This is a genomic window from Snodgrassella gandavensis, assembly GCF_914768025.1.
Lineage (GTDB): Bacteria > Pseudomonadota > Gammaproteobacteria > Burkholderiales > Neisseriaceae > Snodgrassella > Snodgrassella gandavensis.
This window is the reverse complement of record NZ_CAJZCE010000004.1, coordinates 147,249-172,829: the sequence shown is the minus strand read 5'-3', so window position 1 is coordinate 172,829 and position 25,581 is coordinate 147,249. Positions and strand designations below refer to the sequence as shown.

At 43.3% G+C, this 25,581-nt stretch carries 18 protein-coding genes and 1 tRNA gene; 11 read left to right on the top strand and 8 right to left on the bottom strand.

Going from position 1 to position 25,581, the window contains the following annotated elements; genetic code table 11:
- Window positions 1-119: 119 nt before the first annotated feature.
- Complete coding sequence (gene atoS / locus MJ764_RS04965; protein ID WP_239325165.1) at window positions 120-1,940, top strand: two-component system sensor histidine kinase AtoS; 1,821 nt, start codon at window positions 120-122, stop codon at window positions 1,938-1,940.
- 20 nt (window positions 1,941-1,960) lie between these two features.
- Entirely contained in the window at window positions 1,961-3,355 is a 1,395-nt protein-coding gene (locus MJ764_RS04960; protein WP_239325163.1) for a sigma 54-interacting transcriptional regulator, read from the top strand.
- 224 nt (window positions 3,356-3,579) lie between these two features.
- On the opposite strand, the gene MJ764_RS04955 is transcribed toward MJ764_RS04960, so the two are convergent.
- Window positions 3,580-4,350, bottom strand: coding sequence for an exodeoxyribonuclease III (locus tag MJ764_RS04955; protein WP_239325161.1), 771 nt, complete (start codon window positions 4,348-4,350; stop codon window positions 3,580-3,582).
- A 76-nt stretch (window positions 4,351-4,426) separates the two neighbouring features.
- On the opposite strand from MJ764_RS04955, the gene pyrE reads away from it, so the two are divergent.
- A complete protein-coding gene (gene pyrE, locus MJ764_RS04950) occupies window positions 4,427-5,065 on the top strand; it encodes an orotate phosphoribosyltransferase (RefSeq protein ID WP_239325159.1) in 639 nt (212 codons plus the stop codon).
- Window positions 5,066-5,155: 90 nt separating this feature from the next.
- Entirely contained in the window at window positions 5,156-5,719 is a 564-nt protein-coding gene (locus MJ764_RS04945) for a DedA family protein (RefSeq protein WP_239325157.1), read from the top strand.
- A gap of 198 nt (window positions 5,720-5,917) precedes the next feature.
- Here MJ764_RS04945 and MJ764_RS04940 read toward each other — a convergent pair whose 3' ends face one another.
- The 3 genes from MJ764_RS04940 to MJ764_RS04930 all read right to left on the bottom strand — a co-directional run bounded on the left by MJ764_RS04940 (window position 5,918) and on the right by MJ764_RS04930 (window position 12,337).
- On the bottom strand, window positions 5,918-7,060 hold the full coding sequence (locus MJ764_RS04940) for a porin (RefSeq protein WP_239325155.1): 1,143 nt from the start codon (window positions 7,058-7,060) through the stop codon (window positions 5,918-5,920).
- A gap of 813 nt (window positions 7,061-7,873) precedes the next feature.
- Window positions 7,874-9,058 carry a porin gene (locus MJ764_RS04935; RefSeq protein WP_239325153.1) on the bottom strand — a complete coding sequence of 395 codons (1,185 nt, stop codon included), beginning with the start codon at window positions 9,056-9,058 and terminating at the stop codon, window positions 7,874-7,876.
- A 528-nt stretch (window positions 9,059-9,586) separates the two neighbouring features.
- Complete coding sequence (locus MJ764_RS04930) at window positions 9,587-12,337, bottom strand: Rne/Rng family ribonuclease (protein WP_239325151.1); 2,751 nt, start codon at window positions 12,335-12,337, stop codon at window positions 9,587-9,589.
- Window positions 12,338-12,900: 563 nt separating this feature from the next.
- Between MJ764_RS04930 and MJ764_RS04925 the strand changes: the two genes are divergently transcribed.
- Window positions 12,901-13,908, top strand: a complete 1,008-nt coding sequence (locus MJ764_RS04925; RefSeq protein ID WP_239325149.1) for an RluA family pseudouridine synthase — start codon at window positions 12,901-12,903, stop codon at window positions 13,906-13,908.
- An 18-nt stretch (window positions 13,909-13,926) separates the two neighbouring features.
- Here MJ764_RS04925 and galU read toward each other — a convergent pair whose 3' ends face one another.
- From galU to MJ764_RS04910, 3 genes are all read right to left on the bottom strand, one after another.
- Window positions 13,927-14,808 carry a UTP--glucose-1-phosphate uridylyltransferase GalU gene (gene galU, locus MJ764_RS04920; RefSeq protein WP_239325147.1) on the bottom strand — a complete coding sequence of 294 codons (882 nt, stop codon included), beginning with the start codon at window positions 14,806-14,808 and terminating at the stop codon, window positions 13,927-13,929.
- Between the two features lie 166 nt (window positions 14,809-14,974).
- Window positions 14,975-16,630, bottom strand: a complete 1,656-nt coding sequence (locus MJ764_RS04915; protein ID WP_239325146.1) for a dihydroxyacetone kinase subunit DhaK — start codon at window positions 16,628-16,630, stop codon at window positions 14,975-14,977.
- A gap of 187 nt (window positions 16,631-16,817) precedes the next feature.
- Complete coding sequence (locus MJ764_RS04910; RefSeq protein WP_239325145.1) at window positions 16,818-16,964, bottom strand: hypothetical protein; 147 nt, start codon at window positions 16,962-16,964, stop codon at window positions 16,818-16,820.
- Between the two features lie 93 nt (window positions 16,965-17,057).
- Here MJ764_RS04910 and sppA point away from each other — a divergent pair, with 93 nt between their 5' ends.
- The 4 genes from sppA to cysE all read left to right on the top strand — a co-directional run bounded on the left by sppA (window position 17,058) and on the right by cysE (window position 21,993).
- Window positions 17,058-18,017, top strand: coding sequence for a signal peptide peptidase SppA (gene sppA, locus MJ764_RS04905; protein WP_239325144.1), 960 nt, complete (start codon window positions 17,058-17,060; stop codon window positions 18,015-18,017).
- A 296-nt stretch (window positions 18,018-18,313) separates the two neighbouring features.
- A complete protein-coding gene (locus MJ764_RS04900; RefSeq protein WP_239325142.1) occupies window positions 18,314-19,366 on the top strand; it encodes a quinone-dependent dihydroorotate dehydrogenase in 1,053 nt (350 codons plus the stop codon).
- A 306-nt stretch (window positions 19,367-19,672) separates the two neighbouring features.
- On the top strand, window positions 19,673-21,169 hold the full coding sequence (rng, locus tag MJ764_RS04895) for a ribonuclease G (protein ID WP_239325140.1): 1,497 nt from the start codon (window positions 19,673-19,675) through the stop codon (window positions 21,167-21,169).
- Between the two features lie 29 nt (window positions 21,170-21,198).
- Complete coding sequence (gene cysE, locus MJ764_RS04890; protein WP_239325138.1) at window positions 21,199-21,993, top strand: serine O-acetyltransferase; 795 nt, start codon at window positions 21,199-21,201, stop codon at window positions 21,991-21,993.
- A gap of 367 nt (window positions 21,994-22,360) precedes the next feature.
- Here the strand turns inward: cysE and MJ764_RS04885 are convergent.
- Window positions 22,361-22,437 (bottom strand) — tRNA-Met (locus tag MJ764_RS04885).
- A 262-nt stretch (window positions 22,438-22,699) separates the two neighbouring features.
- On the opposite strand from MJ764_RS04885, the gene ychF reads away from it, so the two are divergent.
- Both ychF and tyrS read left to right on the top strand, forming a co-directional pair.
- Entirely contained in the window at window positions 22,700-23,791 is a 1,092-nt protein-coding gene (ychF, locus tag MJ764_RS04880) for a redox-regulated ATPase YchF (protein ID WP_174828310.1), read from the top strand.
- A gap of 516 nt (window positions 23,792-24,307) precedes the next feature.
- Window positions 24,308-25,573, top strand: coding sequence for a tyrosine--tRNA ligase (gene tyrS, locus MJ764_RS04875; RefSeq protein WP_239325136.1), 1,266 nt, complete (start codon window positions 24,308-24,310; stop codon window positions 25,571-25,573).
- Window positions 25,574-25,581 lie beyond the last annotated feature (8 nt).

Sequence of the window (25,581 nt, the reverse complement as noted above, 5' to 3'; positions counted from 1 at the left end):
AGTTGTTAATCCACATAATCTATCCGATAATTCAAAATAATTCAGATAAATATTTCGGCTAATAATCAGCCCAATGTTACGACATTAATTTATTGATAATAATGGATATCTGAGCACTTATGAACGCCCGTTTCCTTCAGCGCCTATATCCAGACAGAATCAGTGCCCGTATTTTTTTGCTGGTAACCTTTCTGTCCTGTTTTTCAATTTGTATCTGTGCAGTATTAATCGATAAAGAAGGACGTGAACTACTCAGGCAGGAAAAAAGCCAAAAACTTTATGCTATTACCAAAACACTGGATTTGCTTTTAGGGGATGCCTATCAGCAGGTGGATGAAAATCTGCCCAAAACACAGCAGATTGCACAGCTTAATCAGTATCTGTCTCCCAGAATTGAACCGTTACTAAAAGATATGCCGAGTGTTGCAGCCGGTTATTATCACAAACAACTGGATGCCATTGTCGTCTATGCGCCACAATCTGCATATGGCGTGAATGTGGGTAAATCAATTGCAGCCACGCATAAAGGGCGTGAAGTGATGCATAGTGGCCGGCACATGATTGATACTGGTGAACAGGTCAGGGGCAATATCATGAACGCCATGATTCCCATTGTGCGCAATAACCAGATACTTGGTTATATCTGGGCGAATGAAACACTGGATGATATTGAAAAGCAAGCATTTGTATTTGATAAAAATGTCATAATCATCAGCCTGATCTGTATGCTGAGCTGTATCTGTATTGCTTCTTTTCTATCCAGAAAACTGAATACTGATATTAATATAATCAAGCAGGGGCTGGAAAAACTACCCTATTCGCTTGACTTTCGTCTGCCACTGATTCGCGGAGAATTAAATGAAATTGTGAATGGAATTAACAGTCTGGCTGAAAAACTCAGAAAAACCAAAACCATGAACGAATTGATTTTGGAAAATACACTGGATGGCGTGATTACTGTAGACAATAATGGTTCCATAACCATGTTAAACCCGGCAGCAGAAAAAATAACCGGTTATCAACTTCAACACATACTCGGCCAGCCTTATTCAACCATCGTCGATGATAAAAATTTTCATAGTCCGTTACTGGATACCTTATACAATGGTATCGATCATGTAGGGGTTGAAGTAGATTTTCCAGTTGCCGGACGCATTATCAGAATCTCTGCCAGTACCAGCCATCTGAAAAATCATCAGGGGCAAATAATTGGTGCAGTGGTTATTTTTAAAGATATCACTGAACGCAAAGAAGTAGAAAAATTAATCCAGCAAACAGAACGTCTGGTTGCACTGGGTGAACTGATGGCAGGCATTGCCCATGAAATCCGCAATCCACTGGCAGCAGTACGCGGTTTTGTCCAGTACCTGCAAAATGATGTACCGCGCACAGAACAAAATGAATATATTGAAATTATTCTGAAAGAAGTTGATTCAATCAATCAGGTTATCCAGCAACTGCTGGACTTTTCCGTGCCCTCCAAAAACTACTATGTTTCCGTACAGTTAAATACTTTAATTGAAGAAGTACTGGTGCTGATTAACTCATCCCACCGGTCAAATAATATCAGCCTGATTCTTGCATTAACCCGTGAGTTGCCACCGTTGTATCTGGATAAAGAATTAATCAAACAGGCATTACTGAATTTATTAATCAATGCCATTCAGGCAATCAGGGATCACGGTAAAATTGAAATAGCTACATTATTGTCAGCAAACCACAAATATCAATTGATTCGGATAAAAGATAACGGAGAAGGCATTAAAAAAGAATTAATGGATAAAATCTTTACCCCGTTTTTTACTACCAAAATTTCTGGTACCGGCCTTGGGCTGGCCATGGTACAAAAAATAGTTTCTTCCCATAAAGGGCAAATTAGCATTAAAAATAATGAGCACAGCAGTGGTGTTACCGTTGAAATAGCACTTCCCGTCAACTGAAACAAAATAATCTGGAACTTATGTCGGAAAAAATCTTAATTGTCGAAGACGAACTCAATCTGCGCAAATTGTTATCCATTTTTTTATCACAACAACAGTATCAAGTTATCGCTATTGATAATGCAGAAGAAGCTATTGCACTATTAGCGCAGCAACCCATTGATTTAATTTTAATGGATAACCGCCTGCCGCAAATGACCGGGCTGGAAGCACTGAAAATAATTAAAGAAAGCCATCCAGAGATGTTTATCATACTGATGACGGCTTATGCTGGTGTTGATACAGCGGTTGAAGCATTAAAACAGGGAGCGATTGATTACATTGTTAAACCCTTTGATCTCAATGAGCTTAAAGCATTGATAAAGCGGACATTAGAGTTAAGCAGGGCTAAAAAGCAAGGAATTGATTTATCGCCGAAAATCGAATTAACCAACTCCGATACCAAAGGGCATATTCTCACTAACAGCCCGAATATGATGGAGCTGTGCCGCAATATCGCTAAAATATCACAAACCAAAACTACCGTATTAATCACGGGTGAAAGCGGAACCGGTAAAGAATTAGTGGCAAAAACCATCCATTACTATAGTACACGCTCAACCGGCCCCTTTATCAAAGTAAATTGTGGCGCATTGCCGGAAACCTTGCTGGAAAGTACGCTATTCGGGCATGAAAAAGGATCATTTACGGGTGCTTATCAACGCCAGCTTGGCTTATTTGAACGTGCACATCGGGGCACACTTTTTCTGGATGAAGTAGCAGAAATGTCGACTAACCTACAGGTAAAACTTCTGCGCGTCATTCAGGAAAAGGAATTCGAACCAATCGGCGGTACCAGATTAATTAAAACCGACTTCCGGCTGATTGCAGCCACCAATCGTAGCCTGCAAGACATGATTAGCACTGGTGAATTCCGTGAAGATTTATTCTATCGGCTTAATGTTATGGAATTAAGCTTACCACCATTACGCGACAGAAAAAATGATGTCATGCTGCTGGCACGCTACTTTGCCAATCAGTTCTGCCATGAAAATAACAAGGAATTGCTCGACTTCACCATCAGCGCCGTAGAAGTACTCAACCAGTATCCATGGCCGGGCAACGTGCGCGAATTGTCCAATGCCATTGAGCATGCCGTGGTAATGTCCAATGGGCTGTTTATTTATCCGCAAGATTTGCCTGCACATATCATTGCCCATAAAAAAACGCCTGATTTCAATCCGGATTTTGGTGAAGATGAGCAGCATGGTGCCACTTTAAAGGAAAAAGTCAAAATTTATGAAAAAGAATTAATCATCAATGAATTGAAACTAAACCATGGACATCGGGAAAACACCGCCCGTTCACTGGGGGTCAGTAAAAGAACATTATTATATAAAATGCAGGAATACGAAATTGTAGAAACCATTAATTAAACATAATAAAATCAGATAAATAAGCATCATTAACCATCTGATACTGGATGACAGATATACCTTTTCCAGTCTGATTATCCCCGCGCCGCCAGAAACAAACCAAGGGCTTCACTGCGTTGACGCACATACAATTCCCAAGCCACGCAATTCGAACTTATCATTGTATGCGCGTATTTTGCTGAAAAATGACTGGCTGCAAACACCACTTTGTAACTTATTTAAAGTTACTCGTAAGCATAATCAACGATTAACGGTGCATGATCAGAAAATTTTTCATCCTTATAGATAGATGCAGTTTGTGCACAGGCAGCAAGATTTGGTGTTGCCAACTGATAATCAATGCGCCAGCCCACGTCTTTTGCATAAGCCTGTCCGCGATTACTCCACCATGTATAGCCAGGTATTTCCGGATACAGGGTACGCCAGATATCCACCCAGCCCAGTTCGTCAATTACCTGACTGAGCCACTGCCGTTCTTCGGGCAGGAAGCCAGAATTTTTCAGATTTCCGCGCCAGTTTTTCAAATCAATATTCTGGTGCGCAATATTCCAGTCACCACAAATCACCACATCCCGTTGCAATGCCTGTAATTCACGTAGCACGGGCAGGAACTTGTCCAGAAAACTAAACTTGGCCTGCTGCCGCTCATCCGAACTGCTGCCCGATGGCAAATATAATGAAATAACCGTCAGCTTACCAAAATCAGCGCGCACATAACGCCCTTCATGGTCAAAATCTTCCCAGCCAAGCCCAATCTGAACAGCATCGGGCTCTTGCTTACTGTATATGGCCACACCACTGTAACCCCGTTTCACGGCAGTATGCCATACCCCATACATGCCCTGCGGATGCTTCATCTCTTCCGTCAGATCAGCTTCCTGAGCCTTTAACTCCTGTACACACACAATATCGGCCTGTGCCTGTGCCAGATAATCAATAAAACCCTTACTGGTGGCTGAGCGTATACCATTTACATTAGCAGAGATAATGCGCATCCGCATGTCCTTTCGTTTAATGCTAAAATTTAAAGCTTAATTTGTTTAATACGTCATTTTATCACCAAGGATAATTATGTCTGATTTCCGTCAGGACTTTCTCCACTTTGCCCTGCAACAGAATGTTTTAAAGTTTGGCCAGTTCACCACCAAGGCCGGCAGACAGTCACCCTACTTCTTCAATGCCGGTTTGTTTAATGATGGCTACAGTATTCTGCAACTGGCTCGCTTTTATGCCCGCTCCATTCTGGCCAGCAACATAGAATTTGATATGCTGTTCGGACCTGCCTACAAAGGTATTATACTGGCCGCCGCTACCGCAATGATGCTGGCAGAAGAAGGACGCAATGTGCCATATGCCTATAACCGTAAAGAAGCAAAAGACCATGGTGAAGGTGGTGTACTGGTGGGTGCGCCATTACAGGGACGTGTACTGATTATTGATGACGTCATTTCAGCCGGTACCTCAGTACGGGAATCAGTGTCCATTATTCAGCGTGAAGGTGCGATTACTGCTGGCGTAGCCATTGCACTTGACCGCATGGAAAAAGGTACCGGAACACAATCAGCCGTACAGGAAGTACAACAGCAGTATCATATACCTGTAACAGCAATTGCTACACTAGAGGATCTGCTGCGCTTGCTGGAAAATGATCCCACACTGGCCAGCTACCATCAACCGGTAGCAGCTTATCGCCAGCAATATGGTGTGTAAAATTTGTCTGGTTCTGGCAAAAAAGATTGCCTTAATGGTTCAAGTAATCTTATGTTTATGAATTGATTACCTTTGCCGCGCATTTACCAGATGAATATTGAACAGTTACTCAATCATTATGGCTATCTGGCCATCTTTATTGGCAGTATCCTGGAAGGCGAAACCATCCTCACATTGGCCGGTTTTTTTGTGCATAGGGGTTATCTGTTATTTGTACCATCCATTCTGTGTGCTACTGCTGGCGGCATGCTTGGTGATCAGGTGTGCTTTCTACTCGGCCGCTATTATGGCACGCGCCTGTTGCAACATTTTCCCAAACTGGATCCGCTGGTAGAAAAAACCAACCGGTTACTATGCAAGCACAGCTCAATCATTATTATTGGTGTGCGCTTTATGTATGGCCTGCGTATTGCCGGCCCCATTGCCATCGGCATGAGTAAAGTATCGTTCCCTCGTTTTCTCTTACTGAACGCGCTGGGCGCATTATTCTGGGCAATCATCATCGTTAGTTTTGGCTATTTGTTCGGACAATCAGCGCAATGGATGTTTGCCCAGTTTCATCAATATACAAAGCTATTGTTTGCCATTATTCTGTTGGTAGCTGTGATTGTCCTATCCATATACTGGTATAGCAAACAGCGCCGTAATAGATAAAACGGAAAGTTTGTCCCTCATTCATACCAGCAATTACTATCTCTACCTAAGCTGCTTTTTTAGTAAAAATGTACATTATTTTTTCGATAAACAGACAACTTTAATACAGCCTGATCTGTTTTACCCAGATAGCCAAAAACAATAAACCCCGCCACAGCGGGGTTTATTGTTTTTCTAAAATCAGCTCACACTGCCTGATCAGAAAGTATGTTTCAAACCAACACCAAAAGCAGTGGTTTTGTTTTTACCTTTACTTTGATTCAGTTCATCGTAGCCATTACCTTCACGCAGCCAACCCGCCTGAATATTAGCAGTAGTATGTTTAGAGAAGTCGTAATCTGCACCTAATACAACCTGATCGTACTTGGTGTTTTTCTCTTTGCTACCGTTAATTTTTACATCCCAGCCATGAGCATAGGAGATTTTCGGGAAAACATTATTGAAGTGATAGCCGAGGGTCAAAACAGCTTCCTGTCCCTGATTATCCAAGGTCACATTATGATCACCAACATTCATAGTGTTTAAATTACCCTCTCCGCCCACGGGAATTGATGCGCCTTTCAATCCACGGAAATAGGAGCTGGTATTCTTGCTATATTGATAGCCCACACCTACAAACAGGTCATTGGCATCATAGCCACCTTCAACACGATGCACCTGACCATCTTTAAGTTTGGTATGACCAGATTCAGAAATCATGGCAGCAGAATTTTTCAGGAAGTTAAAGCCGTATTTTGCAAAATAACCGGCATTATGGTAATTCAGGCCTACGCTATATTTATCGCCAGCGCCCATACCATAATCATACTCACTGTTACGATTGCCACCATTCACATTATCGCGTGGAGAGTATAAGGCATTGAATTTAAAACCAGCCCATTCTGGCGAATCATAGGCAATACCTACATAACGCTCACCAGTACGGGTAAATTTACCCAAACCTAAAACTTCATTGTTGTATTCCCATGGGTCAACAACGTCCATATTGGCTTTCATGGTATTGCTGATACGACCCGCACGAACTGTACCGAAATCAGTTTGTAAACCGATAAAAGAGTCACGGTTAGCCCAGCCATCTGCTTTACCATTGCTGTTACCTAAATGAATGGCAGATTCTACTTGCCAGATGGCTTTCAGACCGTTACCCAAATCTTCAGAACCTTTAAAACCAATTCTTGAACCATAGTCAGCAATACCATTCTGGTATGGACCACGGCTGTCACCACTGGTTTTAGTAGAAGATACTTCATAGCCTGCTTTCATTTGGCCGTACAAAACAACCTCTGCCATAGCAGCAACTGGCAAAGTAGTCAAAGCCAAAGCAATCAGGGTTTTTTTCATTACTGTATTCCTAGTTTCAACGTCAAAAATACAAACCTCAAAAACCAAATGAAGAGCTTTTGAAGTTTTACATCAATCGCCATCATGACGAGTGTGCGGAATATACTGGTCAGGTTATAAAAAAGCAAACCACTGATTCTGAATAGCAGACTGAGATAGTTTCTGCTATTAAAGAACAGGTTAAATAAATATCAGAAATGTATCCAAATGACGGTGAAAGCCTCTGGTTTTATCGTTAAACTGACTTTCTGCTACAGTATTTTCACATTACCTACTATTAGCAATACATTTTTATATATAGGCAAAATATTATTCAGAAAAGTCGTATACAACAACCAAAACAAGAATGCTTACGGAAAACAAAAATTTTCACGCAACTATTGTCAATGTATTAACCCATAATCCTTAAAACCATGCTCAGGTATGGTTATAGATGCAGTCTATCATATTGCTTATCTATCTAATTTCCAGCTATGGATAGAGCAATTTAATTATTAAATATCAAATAGATATAATTAGTAGATAAGTAAGTTATTTTACTTGTGATTTCCTGCGCCATTTTTTCAATGATTTTAACTACATATTTGTCATTATGGCTAAGGTTTTATCCCTTAATCTTTAATATCCGATATGCTTAATAAGTAATAATAATTATGCTTTTATTGCTATATGCAGTTTCATCTGCATCAAGATTTTATTAATGCAATTCAATGATGTTTATAAAATAAGTTAATCCCTGACTGATGAACAGTGCAATCTGTTCTTCAGTCAGGGATTAGGTTCAACTACTAATTAGTAAGGGTTAAAGACTAATTAGAAAGTGTGTTTCAGACCAACACCAAAAGCGGTAGTTTTGATTTTGCCTTCATCTTCGCCTAGGCCTTCACGCAACCAGCCAGCTTGTACGTTAGCAGTAGTGCGTTTAGAGAAGTCATAGTCAGCACCTAACACGATCTGATCGTATTTGGTGTTTTTCTCTTTGGTGCCGTTGATTTTTACATCCCAGCCATGAGCATAGGAGATTTTCGGAAAAATGTTACCAAAATGGTAGCCAACAGTCAGAGCAGCTTCCTGACCTTGGTTATCTACAGTCATATTGTGGTCGCCTACACCAAGTGCTTTAATTTTAACATACTCATTCACTTCATCCGTAAATTTAGAATAAGAAGTTGCATTTTTGGTGTATTGATAACCCACAGCTACAAACAGGTTATTGGCATCATAACCACCTTCAATACGGTGTACCTGACCATCTTTTCTTTGACCAGTCCAACCAATTACTTCACCATCTTCATTTTCAATGATAGAGGACTCATCAATTTTTACTGCTGAGTTTTTCAGATAATCAAAACCGTATTTAGCATAGAAACCAGAGTTTTTATAGTTCAGGCCAAGGCTGTATTTGTCGCCAGAACCGATACCACGATCGTATTCACCATTTTTACCATCACGATTGCCACCGTTCACGTTATCACGTGGAGAGTACAATACGTTGAAATTGAAACCAGCCCACTCTGGAGAATCATAGGCAATACCTACATAACGAGCATCAGTACGGGTGAATTTACCCAGACCCAATGCATCGCTGCCATCGCCATATTCCCAAGCATCCACAACGTCCATGTTAGCATTGATAGCATTGCTGATACGACCGGCACGTACAGTACCCAATTGGTCATGCTGCAAGCCGATGAATGAGTCACGGTTAGCCCAGCCATCAGATCCACCATTGCTGTGACCCAAGTGAATGCGAGATTCAACCTGCCAAATAGCTTTCAGGCCATTACCCAAGTCTTCAGAACCTTTGACACCGATACGAGAACCATAATCAGCGATACCGTTTAAGTATGGGCCACGATCTTCATTAACATCTGGTGATCCAGTAGTTTTTGATGAATTAACTTCATAGCCTGCTTTCATTTGGCCATACAAAACAACCTCAGCCATAGCGGCAACCGGCAAAGTGGTCAAAGCCAAAGCAATCAGGGTTTTTTTCATTGCTGTATTCCTTTTCTATGTCGAAAAAACAAACTTCAAAAACCTAATGAAGAGCTTTTAAAGTTTTGCATTAATCGCCGCGTTAGCGATTTCATGGCTGTCAATATAATGCTTTAGTTGCAAAAAAACAAATTCATTTGCAAACACACAACACTTTTGACAAATCAAACTGAGGCAAACAATAACCAAAAAACAATATTATTCAATAAATTCAATATATTATTCAAAAAATAATACATTAAAATAAAATATTTTCAGCATATAAAAGTGTTGTAGTTTTTCAACACAATAACTGAATTAAATAATCATATTGAGCAGTTACAGCAAAATGGTCACCACACATCTAGTGTACAAGGTGTAATCCATCATTTTGTACTTTACTACAATACTGATACTATTTTGCAAGGTAATGAATAACTTGTAAATACCTTCGTTTATGCATCAAGTTGCCTATATCAGCAATAAGGATTTTACTGATACAGGCAAATATATCAACAAATAAAATACCATTGGATGAAACAGATATCTCTATATTCTGGTTTCAACCTGTTCCAGTACTGCTGGCACTACTAGCACACTATCTGGCTGCTTAAGCACTCTATCTTTGCGCCGCAATTTAGGCGGCTCCGACACAATGACTGCATCATCACTGATTGATGCAGTTTTATCCGCGTTAGTCTCAACCAGTATCAGCCCACCCTGTTCAGCTATATGGCACAGATTAATATCTGCTGCTGTATTCGTCGTTACTGATTCTACCTGAGTGACAACAACCGGTTGAATTTGTGCTGTCGTTTCAAGGTTAATCACAACAGGTTTATCACCAGTCGATCTCTGCTGATCGTGCTCTAACTGGGCAAGAACACGGATAATGGCCTGTTGTGCCTGCACTACTGCATGCTGCACGATGCCATCATGAGTTTCACTTAACTGGGCAGTATTAACACTGTTGCTGTGCTGCACAGGATTAAGCACATGCTCAGTAGTCTGCTGTATCTGTGCTGTAATAGTGTGGATATCAATATTCCGGCTGACTTTTCTAGCCGATATAATGTAGCTGCGCTTTTTCTTGCCATTTTGGCGCCGGCTGTTTTTATCGTGTCGTGTTTTATGATGCTCAGTTTTCGCCTCACCAGCAGACAGGGTAATAATCAGTGGATCACCGGCCTGAGCTTCGTCAATCGAATCAATAACGTTTGTCTGCTGTGCTGGCGTCTCTGTTTTACCTGATGCCCGTTGACGGCGGCGACGAGAAGGATTTTGCTCCTGTTTAAGGCCACTGTGCCCCTGAGCGGTATCGGTTGCTGTATCGGTTTGTGCTGCTGCATATTTGTCGGCACGTTTCTCTTCGCGCCGGTTACGCTGCTCATTTACTGGCCGACTTGCCAGTGTGCCATCAACTGCTGTTTTACTTTCAGCAGTAACGTCAGCTTTTTTGCCAGAATCGGTATTTTTAGCCAGCCGGTTAGCACGCGACTGACGTCGTTCCTGTGGCTGGGTTTTCTGATTTCTTTTCTGCTGTGTGGTTTTAACTGCTTTTTCTGGTATGGCACTGTTTTGCACAGCAGATTCGGCAGTTTGACCACCTAACAGTTTACTCAGCCAACCAGACAGTTTTTTCCACATATTTGGCGCTGCTACAGTTTTAACTGTGGGCGTCTTCTCAATGACAGGAGCAGGTTGAGTATGATGAATACCTTTAACTGCAGCTTCAGGTCTGACAGGTTTGTTCTGCCCTATAGAGAATGGCAGTTCACCGAGGTTTTCCGGTTCCTGTACCTGATGGTAGCTGGGAATGGTTTTTTCTTCGACATTATCTGTGCGTACACGGGTAACACTGTAATGTGGATTTTCCAGATGAATATTCGGAATCAGCAGTACACAGACATCCAGCCGCTCTTCCAGCCCAAACAATTCAGCACGTTTTTCATTCAATAGAAAAGTGGCAACATCTACAGGTACTTGCACCCGCACTTCAGCAGTATTATCTTTCATCGATTCTTCCTGAATGATGCGCAAGATATGTAATGCTGTTGATTCAATGCTGCGAATAAAACCAGTACCTGCACAGCGCGGACAAATAGTATGACTGCTTTCTCCAAGAGATGGTTTCAGGCGCTGTCTCGACAATTCCATTAAGCCGAAACGGGACAGTTTGGCCATTTGTACCCGTGCACGGTCTTTTTTCAACGCTTCCCGCAGAGTGGTTTCAACATCACGCTGGTTTTTGCTGTTCTCCATATCAATGAAGTCAATAACCACCAGCCCACCCAGATCGCGTACACGCATTTGTCGTGCAACTTCTTCAGCAGCCTCCATATTGGTTTTGAATGCTGTGTCTTCGATATCTGCTCCGCGTGTTGCGCGAGCTGAGTTAACGTCAATGGATACCAGTGCTTCGGTGTGATCGATAACAATAGCACCACCTGATGGCAAGGCGACTTCGCGGGAAAAGGCAGATTCAATCTGCTGCTCAATCTGAAAACGGGAGAAAAGAGGGGTATGATCAGTATAATGCCGTAAGCGATTGATATAGGCCGGCATAACATAAGACATGAATTCACGAATCTGATCATAAACTTCCCGCGAATCAATCAGAATTTCTCCGATATCTGGCTGGAAATAGTCGCGAACGGCACGGATAAGCAGTGAACTTTCCATAAACAGCAGATAGGGTTCATTATGCTGATGTGCAGCCTGCTCAATTGCACGCCATAGCTGCACCAGATAATTCAGATCCCATTGCAATTCTTCTGCACTGCGGCCAATACCAGCCGTACGTGCGATCAGGCTCATGCCGCGCGGTGTATCAAGCTCACTCATGGCCTGCTTGAGTTCCTGCCGGTCTTCACCTTCAATACGGCGGGAAACACCACCACCACGGGGGTTGTTCGGCATCAGTACCAGATAACGTCCGGCCAGACTGATAAAAGTGGTTAGGGCTGCCCCCTTGTTACCACGCTCATCCTTTTCCACTTGTACAATGACTTCTACGCCTTCTGACAGTACATCCTGAATACGGACACGACCACCTTCATAATTCTGAAAATAACTGCGTGATATTTCCTTAAATGGCAAGAAACCATGACGATCTGTGCCATAGTCAACAAAACACGCCTCCAGTGAAGGTTCGATACGGGTAATAATACCTTTATAGATATTGCCTTTGCGCTGTTCCTTACCCAGTGTTTCGATGTCCAGATCAAGCAGACTTTGTCCATCCACAATTGCCACGCGCAATTCTTCCGCCTGCTTGGCATTGAATAACATTCGTTTCATGAAAACCTCGTGATGTGCACTGACGAGGCGTTGTAATTAGTATTTGACACCCGCAGCCTTGCCAGATTGAATTGTTCACGGCAAATTAAGCAGGCTTTCATCATAAAGAAGGTGTAAAGATCATATTCGCTATCCAGCATCACAATACCTGCTAAACAGCGTGTGCCCGATAGCCGATAAAAACGGTCACAGCACTTAATTGGGGTAGCCATTCTTCTGTTATTCTGTCAGGTGCTTGGGCGCAGTAGCGGCTGCGTTATCCGGTTTTGTCTTGCCAGATCACGTCTGAAGCCGTGGCTTGCCACCTGATGGAGTCAAACTTAATCACTAACCCTTGCTATTGACGGCTGGTCAACAACACGGGGAAATACGCCTGCAACAGTGCGTTTTTCCAGTAAATACGTTAACATTTCATTATTTGCAGCCAAAATGCGCGTTCAGGCGCTTTTCAGCTCCGGGCAAATGCGCCCTTTTTCGGTTCAGTATCGTCTGCCACTAATGCTTCTGGCCATGACAACTGATGACTTCTATTTATTTATAAAAGCTTACGGATTATAAGCAATATGACGGTTTTAAGCAAAGATTCAGTGCAGTTTTTGTCTGTGTGTGCGGAAAGCGCTGGGCAACGACTGGATAATTATCTGATACGGGAGTTGAAAGGTGTGCCAAAAAGTCATATTCAGCGCATTATCCGTAGTGGGGAAGTACGTCTGAACAAGAAACGCTGCAAAGGCACAGATCGTATTGCCACCAATGACCAGATTCGTTTACCACCCATTCGTGTAGCCTCCAGTCATGCGTCTGCCACTGCACCGGCTATTCCTGCGCAGGAATTTGCTATTGTGTATGAAGATGATGTATTGCTGGTGATTAACAAGCCTTCTGGTATCGCAGTCCATGGCGGTAGTGGTATCAGCTTTGGTGTCATTGAGCAGTTACGTCGTGCCCGTCCTGAGGCACGTTATCTGGAATTGGTTCACAGGCTGGATAAAGACACCAGCGGTTTACTTATGATTGCCAAAAAACGCAGTGCTCTGGTCAAACTGCATGAGTCAATTCGCCAGAATCATCCACATAAAGTGTATCTGGCTCTGGCCGTCGGCACATGGCCGGAAAAAGTACATCAAGTCAAATTGCCACTACTGAAATACACTGGAGCTCAGGGAGAAAAAATGGTACGCATTGCTAGTAATGCTCAGGAGGGACAACGGGCACATACACAGTTTCGGGTACTGCAACATTATGCAGGTACTCAGTTACACGCCGTAGGCATAAAAGCATTAACCCTGATGGAAGCGACGCTGAAAACAGGCCGCACCCACCAGATACGTGTGCACATGCAATCACAGTTGTGTCCGATCGCTGGGGATGAACGTTATGGTGATTACCAGATAAACAGGCGCCTGCACAAAACCGGTTTGAAAAGAATGTTTTTACATGCCGCAGAATTAACGCTGGCACATCCGGTTAGTGGCGATATTTTACAACTTACCGCCCCTCTACCGGATGACTTGCAGCAGTTTCTGCATAATCTGCCAGCAGTTTCGGACAAACTGTCACAGCAGAGTTAAAACTGAATTTAGTGGTGCCTAAAATGATTGTTGCTGTAGCCATTGTTTGAGTTGAGCGCCACATTTATCATGACGCAAGCTATATTCAATAAAGGTTTTCATATAACCCAGTTTGTCGCCACAATCATGTGAATAACCCTGAATCATAAACGCATCTACAGCTTCCTGTTGCATCAGTGCAGCAATGGCATCTGTAAGCTGAATCTCACCACCTGCGCCTGGCACTGTTTTCTCCAGCAGCGGCCAGATACTGGCTGAAAGTACATAGCGACCAACGACCGCCATATCAGATGGAGCCTGTTCTAGCGCAGGTTTTTCGACAATAGCACTCATGGCGATACTGCTTCCGGCAGCAGCCTGCTGATTATTGCAATTTACAATACCGTATTTGCTGACTTCACTCATCGGCACGCGTTCAACCATAATCTGGCTACGCTGTGTTTTGTCGAAATGCCTCAACATTGCCGCCAGATTATCTGTAGCTAGATTACAGGTACTTTCATCTATCAATACATCTGGCAGCAAGACAGCAAATGGTTCATCACCAATCACAGAACGTGCACACAGCATTGCATGACCCAGACCTTTTGCTTCGCTTTGACGTACCTGAATAATTTGCATTTCAGGAGGTAAAACAGCACGAATCTCAGCCAGCAAAGCAGTTTTACCCTTGTTTAGCAACTGTGTTTCCAGCTCAAATACAGTATCAAAATGGTTTTCAATCGCAGTTTTAAAAGCATGGTTGACCAGAACAATTTCATTGATCCCTGCAGCAGCACACTCTTGTACGATGTACTGAATGAGTGGTTTATCGGCTACCGTCAGCATTTCTTTAGGAATGGCTTTTGTTGCGGGCAACATACGTGTACCTAAACCAGCTACAGGGATAACAGCTTTCATTTAATTTTTTCCATTCCAATAAGATGATTATTCACGCAAACATATGATTTATATACAAACAAAATATAAAAGAAAATCTTTGCTCAATTCAGATATACACTCTGCCAAGTAGAACCGCTTGTTACTACTGATGATGAAAACTTTTATGTAGCAACATCGGATAAACTTAATCTGCCAGCTTATATTCCAGTTCGTTCAGTGCAGCCAATACCTCAGCTACAGCAACTGCCCCCGGATCTGCCACTCCGGCCAAATTCTGTTGATTAACATACGATGAGCGGCCTGCTCCGGCTTTATGCATGGTAGCAGTTGCATCAGCCCCCTCTCTAGCTGCCAGAGCCGCAGCCTGAATATTCTGTTTCTGCCATGCATGCAATGCTGGTTGCAAGGCATCAATCAGGGTACGGTCACCCAGGTCTGCACCACCATAATGCTTCATTTGTGCCAGCCCGTTTAACAAAGCCTCTACCAGCGTACCCCCTGTCTGCAACTTCTGGCCGGCTGCGGTGAAGAAAATCGACATCAAGACACCGCTTGAACCGCCCATCACAACAGCCAGCCGCTCTCCAATACACAGTAATAACTGCGACAAATCATTCAGAGGTAAGCGCTGTTGTGCCAGTTGCTGAGCAACGGCATGAGCACCATGAGCAAAAGTGCTGCCGGTATCACCATCACCCACCTTTGCATCCAGCGCATTTAGGCGACTTTCCAGCCCGATAAGCGTATCTGTTATAGCGGTCACATAGGCAGCTACCTGAGAATTTTCAGACGGCGTGTAATCTGACTGTGTGTATACAGGTTTACAGGCAAGTGTTTTTAATGGCTTTAACACTACTGGTTTCTGCCATCCCTGCGTTTCAACTGGCGCATTAAGCGCCTGCTTAAAGTCATCGTTCAGCTTGAGTAATGACAGGGAAAAACCTTTCATGTCCAGCGAAGTAACCAGCGGTGCAGGGCCAATCAGCCATTCAATCTGTTTACTTAAAGCAGAATGTGCCAATTCACGGGTTAATAAAGCCATTTCCAGAGCAGAAGCACCACCCAAATTGTTAATTAACACAGCAAAACGTCCTTCTCCTGCCGCCTGTTGCAATGTATTAACCAGAGTATCAATAAGTATCTTGCTATTTTGTGTATTCACTACCAACGCGCCGGGTTCGCCATGAATACCCAACCCCAGCTCTACCTGCCCGTCTTTAATACGCTTTTCTTCCTGATAGTCTGGCAAATTACAGGTTTGCATGGCTACGCCCAAACTCCATAGATTGTCACACGCCTGCTGCGCCAGATTACGTACCTGAATTAATGATCTGCCTTCTTCAGCAGCATAGCCTGCTATTTTATGCACCAGTACTGTACCAGCAATACCACGGGGTTGTCTGTTATCAGGCAGCGCAATATCGTCTGCGACAATAACCATTTCTACATTCAGGCCATGACTTTTAGCCTTTTCTGCCGCCAGCCCGAAATTTAGTCTGTCTCCAGTGTAGTTTTTAACAATTAACAAACAACCTTGTTCACCGGTTACCGCAACAATAGCGTTAAATATCGCATCGACACTGGGTGAAGCAAACAAATCTCCACACACAGCCGCAGTTAACATGCCTTTGCCAACGAAACCGACATGTGCAGGTTCATGTCCAGAACCACCACCAGAAATAACGGCTACCCGGCTTTTGTCCCAGTCACCTCGTACAACTACCCGTATTGCAGGATCCGTATCCAGTTTAACAAGATTGCCCTGCGGCGCCGAAATCACCAAACCCTCAACAGCCTCATTAACCAATTGTTTACGTTCATTAAAAAAGAATCTGGACATAATTTTCCAAAGTTATAATAAATAATTGACAGGTATAATTAATACAAAGAGTAATTGATTCAATCTTCAGGCTATCTGGACATTGTGGCAAAAACAGCCTGTTGTCAGCATTCAACATAAGATGCAAACTGCACACATAAAATATATTGCTTGCCTGCAAGACAATATATTACTTTATGTTGTTTTTTTACATCCAGCCCACCTGATTGACTTGTGCTAGCAAGGTGGCAACAGCGCTATTATAATGTAGACACTTGAGTGGATAAAGTTTAGCCAGAGATTTCACCACAACAAAAGATGCATCACGATAAAATTCAGATATAATTTCAGACATCACTTATTTTGCTGATTAAACACAATAGAGTAGACTTGCTCGATAAATCAGCTAATGCTCAAATATCAATACAAAAACCAGAGAATAAACCAGATGAAAATGAAAATTAAAGGATCAGGCCTAACAGACGGCAATCCAGAAGAAAACAGCAACTGGGAACGCAATATGCTGGAAAAACTATTACTTGAAGTTTATCGCGAGCAACGGCGTAATCGAATCTGGCGCTGGTTTTGGCGGCTGTTCTGGATTTGCATTATTGTCGTCGTCATTACTTCTTTAGGAAGCACAAAACCAAGCGGTGCACATACTGCGGTTATAGACTTGGATGGTATTATCAGCAGCGACAATAATCAGGCAGATTTATTACGTAAAAGCCTGAAAGAAGCCTATAAAAACAGTAACGTCAAGGGCATTATTATTCGTGCCAACAGTCCGGGCGGGTCTCCGGTCATTTCCAGTATCGCCTATGAAGAAATCCGTCACCTGAAAGCTAAGCATCCACGCATACCTTTATATGTTGTTACCGAAGATATGTGCGCTTCTGGCTGCTACTACATTGCCAGTGCCGCAGATAAAATTTATGCGGATCCATCCAGTCTTGTTGGCAGTATCGGGGTTATTGGCAGCAGCTTTGATTTTACCGGCCTGATAGACAAACTAGGCATTAAACGCCGGGTAAAAATTGCCGGTAACAATAAAGATATGGGCGATCCGTTTGTACCAGAAACACCGGAACAGGCAGAAATCTGGCAACAAATGTTAAGCAGCATTCACAAGCAGTTTATTCAGGCCGTGCAACAGGGGCGCGGTAACCGTTTAAAAATTGCTGACAATCCAGACATCTTCAGTGGTCGTGCCTATACCGGTGAAGAAGCCAAAGCAGTTGGCCTGATAGATGACTTTGGGAATGTCTATACTGTTGCACGCGATGTCATTGGTGCACCGGAATTGGTAGATTACACCTCTGAAACCGGCTGGGGCTCACGCCTTGGCAAAGGTATTAGCAGTACATTGCAGCAAAATATTCAGGGCATGGCGAACAAACCATGGTAACTTCTGCTATTGACACCAATAGCTAATCCGGCTTTCTGACTATATATGCCCATTTATGTTTCCGCAATCTCTTCAGGAGCAGCAATGGGCATATCGTTATATGACTCAGTATCACTACTCGCACAAATTTAAGTATACTTTTGTGCCAGCACTATTTAGTGACACAAATTTATCAAACCTGCTCTGCCTGTAATCAAGCAGTGTATTTCACCAACACATACTGAATTTAATTGTTTTCCACTCGATTTGATAGAGTTGTTGGTTATAATATTTTCCCCTTATCCAGCCCCAATACCATGTATTCAATCATCAAGCCGCTGTTATTCCAACTGGATCCAGAAACTGCCCATCACCTGACATTAAAATGTTTGCAGTTACTGCACCGCTATCATTGCGGTTTTTTACTTAAAGACAAACACAATCATGCCAATAATACACTGGCCGAAAGCAATAGCAGCAGTACAACGACGCTGATGGGTCTGACTTTGCCCAACCCGGTAGGTTTAGCAGCAGGGCTGGATAAAAATGGTGAATATATAGATGCACTGGCTATGCTTGGCTTTGGCTTTATAGAAGTAGGAACTGTTACCCCATTACCGCAGGCTGGCAATCCCAAACCGCGTTTATTCAGATTACCAGCACAACAGGCAATTATTAATCGCATGGGTTTTAACAACTATGGTATTGATACCCTGATTAACAATATTGCAAACAGCCAGTATCGCGGGATACTCGGCATTAATATTGGCAAAAATGCGGCCACACCACTGGAGAAAGCGGCAGACGACTATCTGATTTGTCTGGAAAAAGCCTACCCTTACGCTAATTACATAACCATCAATATTTCTTCGCCCAATACGCGTAATTTACGCAGCCTGCAAAGTGCCAGTGAACTGGACAGATTATTAAATCATCTGAAAAACCGGCAGGCACAACTGGCAACCCAGCAAAGCCGTTATGTACCTATTGCCATTAAAATTGCACCTGATCTGGATGAAGAACAAATTACAGCTATTGCTGATGTCGCACTGAACACACAGATAGACGGGATTATTGCTACCAATACCACCATTGATAAAACTGTTCTGGGTAACCACAAATTTGCCCAGGAAGTCGGGGGTCTGTCTGGTTTGCCAGTACAGACACAAAGTAACCATGTACTGCGCCAACTATCTGCCCTGCTTGATTCGCAAATTCCACTGATTGGTGTCGGCGGAATTACCTCTGGTGCTGATGCCGCTGACAAAATTCGCCTTGGTGCTACTGCATTGCAACTGTATTCCGGTCTGATCTTTCGCGGCCCCAAGCTAATCAAAGAATGCATCAATGCCTGCGGCCAGCTAAAATAACATCCTTTCCGGGTAGTAAAATTTACAACAATTTCTTGTATCAGCATTATATTTTTGCTAATCACACCTCATCCGGACTCACTGCAAATATTAACAGTCTTCTCTGTAGCTATGAGTTGATTTTGCTTTCTTTCCTGCTTTGCATTTTCTGCTATACAACTTTATGCGACTGCGTTTGGCAGTAAGCTCATGCCTGCGCTATGATATCAGCTTCCATGTAAATATCCGCCTAGATTACTTTGTGCAGTTTTTATCTGTACAGGCAAAAACTGCACAAAGTAATTTGATTAAATTGAAAGCCACATCATGCATAACAGCGACATACCGCTGCCAAAGGATATCCAGCGGCCAGCAGAAACTGTATTGGTGAATATTACCCCGCAAGAAACCAGAGTAGCTGTTATGGAAGAAAACAGGCTATGTGAAATTCACATAGAACGTAACAGCGGACATGGTCTGGTAGGTAATATTTATCTGGGTGTTGTCCGGCGCGTATTGCCCGGCATGCAAAGCGCCTTTATTGACATCGGTCTGGAACGTGCTGCTTTTTTGCACATTGTTGATATTCTGGAGCAGCGTCAGAAACCCGAGCAACCCCTACGTATTGAACACATGTTGCATGAAGGACAATCAATTGTTGTACAGGTAATTAAAGACCCGATCAACACCAAGGGGGCGCGCCTGTCTACGCAGATATCGCTGGCCGGTCGCTTTCTGGTACACCTGCCACAGGATCAGCATATCGGTATTTCGCAACGTATTGAAGACGAAGAAGAACGCAACCATTTGCGTGAACGGCTGCAAAAGCTGTTACCAGATGATGCAGGCCATGGCTATATTATCCGTACCAGTGCAGAAAATGCCACGGATACAGAATTACAGGCTGATATCAACTATTTAACCAAACGATGGCAGCATATTCAACAGTTATCCAAAATCAGCCCGCCGGAAACATTGTTGTATCAGGATTTACCTTTAAGTCTACGCGTATTGCGCGATATGTATAGTGATAATATTGACCATATCATTGTAGATTCAACAACCAATTATGAGAGCATGCGTGAATTTGCCATGAACTACTCTCAAGGCGCACTGGATAAACTAAAATTATTCCAGAATGACAGCCCACTATTTGAAGCACACAATATCGAAACCAGAATCACCCAATCTCTACAGCCTCGGGTAAATCTGGACTTTGGCGGTTATATTATTATAGAGCCAACTGAAGCCATGACCACCATTGATGTCAATACTGGTGGGTTCGTAGGTGCGCGCAACTTTGAAGAAACCATCTTTAAAACTAATCTGGAAGCATGCCACGTGATTGCACGCGAGCTGCGCTTACGTAATCTGGGTGGCATCATTATTATTGACTTTATTGACATGATTAACGAAGCACATCAAGAGGAAATTCTGACTGAGCTGGCACAGGCACTGGCTTATGACCGCACTCGAGTGACCCTTAACGGCTTCACCAGTCTCGGACTAGTTGAGCTGACACGCAAACGTACACGCGAAAACCTGTCCCAAATCCTGTGCGAACCCTGCCCGGCCTGTCAAGGGCGCGGCCGACTGAAAACCGCACAAACCATATGCTATGAGATTCAGCGCGAAATTGTGCGTGAATCACGCCGTATAAATGCACAAGAATTTCGCATACTTGCTTCACCAAGTGTCATTGATTTATTTCTGGATGAAGAAGCCAACTCTCTACACATGTTAAGTCAATTTATCGGTAAACCGATTGCTCTGGCAGTAGAAGCCACCTACAATCAGGAACAATATGACATTGTGCTGCAATAATTTTGTTCTGCAACAGAGAAACTGGACGTATGAACTTACCTAATGCTGCTCAGGCAGAAAGCCTGTGGCAAACTATTCGCCATGAAACTGAAAATGCGGTGCGTAACGAGCCGATACTGGCCAGCTTTCTGCATCTGAGCGTACTACGCCATAAAAACTTTGCCCGTATGCTCGCCTTTCACCTGTCCACCAAAATGTCCAGTGCGGTAATGGATACGCGGGCATTGTTCGAAATATATCTGGAAGCATTGCATCAGGATCCAGCAATTATTCATGCTGCACTGGCCGATATTATTGCCTACTATGAGCGCGATCCGGCCTGTGATACCTACTCCCTGCCATTATTGTATTACAAAGGTTTTCATGCCATACAGACTCATCGGATTAACCATTGGCTCTGGCAGCAGAATCGCCATACGCTGGCTTATTTCTTGCAAAACCGTGCCTCTGAAGTATTTGGTGTTGATATTCACCCTGCCGCCTCAATGGGATATGGCATCATGATTGATCATGGTACCGGCGTGGTCATTGGCGAAACAGCAGTACTAGGCAATAATATCTCCCTGCTACATGGTGTTACTCTCGGGGGTTCGGGTAAACAAAGCGGAGATCGACATCCGAAAATCAGTGATGGCGTTATGATTGGTGCCAATGCTTCCGTACTGGGCAATATTCGGGTACACACCTGTGCCAAAGTGGGTGCGGGCAGCGTAGTAGTTAACGATGTTCCGGAATACTCAACAGTAGTAGGTGTACCCGCACGAGTTATTAGCAAAACAGATAAGCATGAAAGTCCGGCGCAGGAAATGGATCAGCGTATTTAGAATTATAGTTTGTTCAGACATCTTAAAAATACAGCTATCGCGCAATCTAACTGGAAAATTCAGGCATCAATCTGCTTCCAGCGTGACAGGCCGCCTATAAATTACACTAAAGGCCGCCTACAAATTGATGCAATCAACCGTCTGGATAAATCACATTTATTTAATGATGGCTGATAGCTGGATAGAATAACAAGACTGATTATCTGGATTGAATTTGCTCCAGACACAACACCTATTAACTAGCCATATATCTGATCAATGACTACTAAATATAGGCGTATTAACTTATCATGTCAAAATATTTAAATAGCATAAAAATAAAAAGGCATAAAAAAACGCAAATCCTAATCGGAATTTGCGATTTATATGGTGGCGAATCAGGGATTCGAACCCCGGACACAAGGATTATGATTCCTCTGCTCTAACCGACTGAGCTAATTCGCCGTATCTCGTTTTCAAGAGAGACGCAATTATACGATATTTTTTCGCACATGCAAGTACCAGCTAAGCAAAAAATTATTATATAATTGTTTTAAAAAATAATTTTATTTCACTCGCGCTTATTTAATTTTGTTATACAGTCAAATCAGCCTCAACTAGCGTTTGCAGCAAACAGCGCAATTCTTCGCTGGTTCAGCACAGGTATCACTATGCTTTATGATACAATTCAGCCATTTTTATATCCAGCCAATTTCCAAGGAATATCATGAGTTTGAAATGTGGCATTGTGGGTTTACCCAACGTGGGCAAATCCACCCTGTTTAACGCCCTGACCCAGTCTGGCATTGAAGCTGCCAACTACCCTTTCTGTACTATTGAGCCAAATGTCGGCATTGTTGAAGTACCAGATGAACGCATGGCTGAACTGGCCAAAATTGTTAACCCGAAACGCACCCAGCCGGCCATTGTTGAATTTGTCGATATTGCCGGATTGGTAGCTGGTGCTAGCAAAGGCGAGGGTCTGGGTAACCAGTTTCTCGCCAATATCCGTGAAACTGATGCCATTGTTAATGTGGTACGCTGTTTTGATGACGACAATATTGTCCATGTTGCCGGCAAAGTAGATCCAATTTCCGATATTGAGGTTATTGGTACCGAGCTGGCACTGGCCGATTTGGCCAGCGTGGAAAAAACCATTGTGCGTGAAGGTAAACGAGCCAAATCCGGTGATAAGGAAGCACAAAAACTGGTGGCGATTCTGGAACGCCTACAGCAACACCTGCTGGAAGGTAAACCGGTTCGCGCAGCCGGGCTGGATCAGGACGAGCTGGCGCTAATTAAACCACTGTGCCTGCTGACAGTTAAACCTGCCATGTATGTGGCTAATGTGGCCGAAAATGGCTTCGATAACAACCCCCATCTGCAACGCCTGCAACAACTAGCCGCACAGGAAAATGCGCCTGTTGTTACCCTGTGTGCCGCCATGGAAAGTGAAATTGCAGATCTGGACGAGGCTGATAAAGCAGAATTCTTAGCAGAAATGGGCTTAAAAGAACCCGGACTGAATCGCCTGATTCGCGCCGGCTATGACCTGCTTGGCCTGCAAACCTATTTTACTGCCGGTGTGCAGGAAGTCAGAGCATGGACTATTCATAAAGGTGATACCGCTCCACAGGCTGCGGGAGTAATACATACTGATTTTGAACGTGGCTTTATCCGCGCACAGGTAATTGCCTACGCCGATTTTATTGCCTGTGGTGGTGAAGCCAAAGCCAAGGAAGCCGGTAAAATGCGTGCCGAAGGCAAAGAATATGTAGTGAACGACGGCGATGTCATCCACTTCCTGTTTAATGTTTAACTAATAGTAACAACTACCCAGCAACAGCCCTGCCCGGGCTGTTGCTTTTTTATGCATTTCAGTTCATAGCAAGTCATGATCTAAACTGGCAAAATCCCCTCACCAGACAGTAAAAATTAAATTCCCTGATTTCAGCCGACAAAAATTTTCCTATTTCTGCATGACAATATATCGGTAAAACGGCTATACACACCAGCTTAAACACTGATTTTAATGATAATTAATGCATCAAAAATGCAAATGCGCATATTAACAGCCTTAGCACCGACAAAAACAGATACAACTTCTTTTACCATAGCCAAACTAATGATTTATCAATTTATGGCAAGCACAAATGCAGTAACAAACAAATCGTGTAAAATAATGCATCATTATTAATTAGCTAACTGGAAAACAGGCTAACTAGCCAGAATCAGCCAAAACGTTTTATGATATTTGCTACTTTGGCTTTTTCATGCCACCAGAAAAAACCGGTTTAAGCCATTTTTATTTAATTTGAAAGTATAAAATCTCACCATGACCAGTGTTGTTCACGATTTACAGCAACGTGGCCTGATTGCCCAAACCACTGATGCTCAGGCTCTTGATACCTTATTAAACGAACAGAAAATCACTCTTTACTGTGGTTTTGACCCCACTGCCGACAGTCTACATATCGGACATTTATTACCTATTCTGGTATTGCGCCGTTTTCAACTGGCCGGACACACGCCCATTGCCCTTGTAGGTGGTGCCACTGGTATGATTGGCGACCCCAGTTTCAAGGCTCAGGAACGCTCACTCAATACATTGGAAACCGTACAGCAGTGGGTAGCCAAAATCCGTGCCCAGTTGCAGCCATTTCTCAGCTTTAGCGGTGAAAATGCGGCCATCATGGCTAATAATTACGACTGGTTCGGCAATATGAACTGTCTGGATTTCCTGCGCGATATCGGTAAACACTTTTCCGTGAACGCCATGCTGAATAAGGAGTCTGTAAAACAGCGCCTAAGCCGTGATGATGTGGGTATTTCTTTTACTGAATTCGCTTATGCACTGCTACAGGGTTATGATTTTGCCGAGCTGTATCGCCGCCATGGTACCGTACTGCAAATTGGTGGTTCAGACCAGTGGGGCAATATCACTGGTGGCATTGACCTATCCCGCCGGCTGCATCAGGCGACTGTATATGGTTTAACCCTGCCACTGGTGACCAAAGCTGATGGCACCAAATTCGGCAAAACCGAAGGTGGCGCAGTGTGGCTAAGTGCAGAGAAGACCTCCCCCTATCAGTTCTACCAGTTCTGGTTAAAAGTTGCTGATGCCGATGTATACAAATTCCTCAAATACTTTACTTTCCTCAGCGTTGCCGATATAGATGCCATTGAAGCAAATGATCAGGCCAGCGGCACCAAGCCGCAAGCGCAGCGTATTCTGGCTGAAGAGATGACCCGGTTAATTCATGGTGAAGAAGCACTGGCAGCTGCTCAGCGTATTTCTGCCAGCCTGTTTGCCGAAGACCAGAGTGCCCTTACTGAAAGCGATTTCCAGCAATTATCTCTGGACGGTCTGCCCGCCTTTACCATTACCGATTCCATTAATATCGTACAGGCATTAACCACAGCAACACTGGCCAAATCCAACAACGAAGCGCGTGGCTTTATCAGTCAGGGTGCGGTAATGGTTAACGGGCAAAAAATTGACAGTGCTGATTATGTATTCAGCGACAGCGATAAACGTTTCGGACGATACACCATTGTACGTCGCGGTAAACGCAACCATGCCTTATTGATGTGGCAATAATTTTTTTC

Bases quoted from the DNA above. Each gene is read 5' to 3' on its own strand.
- rng (WP_239325140.1), top strand. From the start codon at position 19,673: ATGCATAACAGCGACATACCGCTGCCAAAGGATATCCAGCGGCCAGCA.
- tyrS (WP_239325136.1), top strand. From the start codon at position 24,308: ATGACCAGTGTTGTTCACGATTTACAGCAACGTGGCCTGATTGCCCAA.
- MJ764_RS04915 (WP_239325146.1), bottom strand. From the start codon at position 16,630: ATGTCCAGATTCTTTTTTAATGAACGTAAACAATTGGTTAATGAGGCT.
- ychF (WP_174828310.1), top strand. From the start codon at position 22,700: ATGAGTTTGAAATGTGGCATTGTGGGTTTACCCAACGTGGGCAAATCC.
- MJ764_RS04935 (WP_239325153.1), bottom strand. From the start codon at position 9,058: ATGAAAAAAACCCTGATTGCTTTGGCTTTGACCACTTTGCCGGTTGCC.
- MJ764_RS04955 (WP_239325161.1), bottom strand. From the start codon at position 4,350: ATGCGCATTATCTCTGCTAATGTAAATGGTATACGCTCAGCCACCAGT.
- MJ764_RS04940 (WP_239325155.1), bottom strand. From the start codon at position 7,060: ATGAAAAAAACCCTGATTGCTTTGGCTTTGACTACTTTGCCAGTTGCT.
- cysE (WP_239325138.1), top strand. From the start codon at position 21,199: ATGAACTTACCTAATGCTGCTCAGGCAGAAAGCCTGTGGCAAACTATT.
- MJ764_RS04910 (WP_239325145.1), bottom strand. From the start codon at position 16,964: ATGTCTGAAATTATATCTGAATTTTATCGTGATGCATCTTTTGTTGTG.
- MJ764_RS04930 (WP_239325151.1), bottom strand. From the start codon at position 12,337: ATGAAACGAATGTTATTCAATGCCAAGCAGGCGGAAGAATTGCGCGTG.
- MJ764_RS04945 (WP_239325157.1), top strand. From the start codon at position 5,156: ATGAATATTGAACAGTTACTCAATCATTATGGCTATCTGGCCATCTTT.
- pyrE (WP_239325159.1), top strand. From the start codon at position 4,427: ATGTCTGATTTCCGTCAGGACTTTCTCCACTTTGCCCTGCAACAGAAT.
- MJ764_RS04960 (WP_239325163.1), top strand. From the start codon at position 1,961: ATGTCGGAAAAAATCTTAATTGTCGAAGACGAACTCAATCTGCGCAAA.
- galU (WP_239325147.1), bottom strand. From the start codon at position 14,808: ATGAAAGCTGTTATCCCTGTAGCTGGTTTAGGTACACGTATGTTGCCC.
- sppA (WP_239325144.1), top strand. From the start codon at position 17,058: ATGAAAATGAAAATTAAAGGATCAGGCCTAACAGACGGCAATCCAGAA.
- MJ764_RS04925 (WP_239325149.1), top strand. From the start codon at position 12,901: ATGACGGTTTTAAGCAAAGATTCAGTGCAGTTTTTGTCTGTGTGTGCG.
- MJ764_RS04900 (WP_239325142.1), top strand. From the start codon at position 18,314: ATGTATTCAATCATCAAGCCGCTGTTATTCCAACTGGATCCAGAAACT.
- atoS (WP_239325165.1), top strand. From the start codon at position 120: ATGAACGCCCGTTTCCTTCAGCGCCTATATCCAGACAGAATCAGTGCC.